This window comes from Blastococcus sp. CCUG 61487 (assembly GCF_005222955.1).
Classification (GTDB): domain Bacteria; phylum Actinomycetota; class Actinomycetes; order Mycobacteriales; family Geodermatophilaceae; genus Blastococcus.
In genome coordinates this window covers 1-664 of the sequence record NZ_LWUA01000120.1, presented here as the reverse complement: position 1 = coordinate 664, position 664 = coordinate 1, and the positions used below count along the sequence as shown (strand labels likewise).

2 protein-coding genes are annotated in these 664 nt (G+C 74.1%); one reads left to right on the top strand and one right to left on the bottom strand.

All coding sequences use genetic code 11. From position 1 onward, the window contains the following. A partial coding sequence (locus A6V29_RS20745) for a hypothetical protein (protein ID WP_212719138.1) occupies nucleotides 1-230 on the bottom strand: 230 nt, incomplete at its 3' end. A 113-nt stretch (nucleotides 231-343) separates the two neighbouring features. On the opposite strand from A6V29_RS20745, the gene A6V29_RS08185 reads away from it, so the two are divergent. Further along, the coding region (locus A6V29_RS08185) for a hypothetical protein (protein WP_212719135.1) at nucleotides 344-664 on the top strand (321 nt) is incomplete at its 3' end.

The following is a 664-nucleotide window of genomic DNA, read 5'->3' as shown; positions in this document are numbered from 1 at the left end:
CCCACCTTCTTGAACTCGTCGTAGGCGACCGCGGCCAGGTCGTTGGTCAGGCCCTTCCCGAACCACTGCGCGGGCCACTGCGGCACCGCCCAGCCGGAGTCCGCCAGACGGACCAGCCAGTCCTTGAGGGACAGCTGCAGGTCCCAGTTCTCGTCGATGAAAGCCTTGACGGCGTCGCGGACCTGACTGGGGGTGTCCAGCTGCTCGGCCGTGGTGGTCTCGGTGGCCATTCGCACTCCTTCGGGCGGGCTCGGGTCTCCCGAATCTAGTGCTCCCCTGGAAAAGTACAAGCCTCTAACCATTGACTTTCCTACGACCGCGCCAGCAGATCACCGGAGGCACCGTGCCCGACCCGCACCTGCAGGACCCGAGGCGCGCCGGCTCCCGCTGCCCCGCGGGGGAGCGGAGCGGGCGGGACGCGCCGGTGTTGCGGGGGGTGGCCCACGACGTCCTGGCCGCCGGGCTCGGGCCGCGTGTCGGGGAGGCGGTCGACCGGCTGCGCGCCGACGGCGACGTGCACCGCCGGCTGTCCCCGGCCGAGCTCGCCGCCGACGTCGAGGCGCTCGGCGCGGCCCTCCTGCGGCGGCTGGCCGACCCCTGCGCCCCGGCTGCCGACGCCGCGGAGGCGGTGACGGCGGTCGCGCGGCGCCGGGCCGAGCAGCAC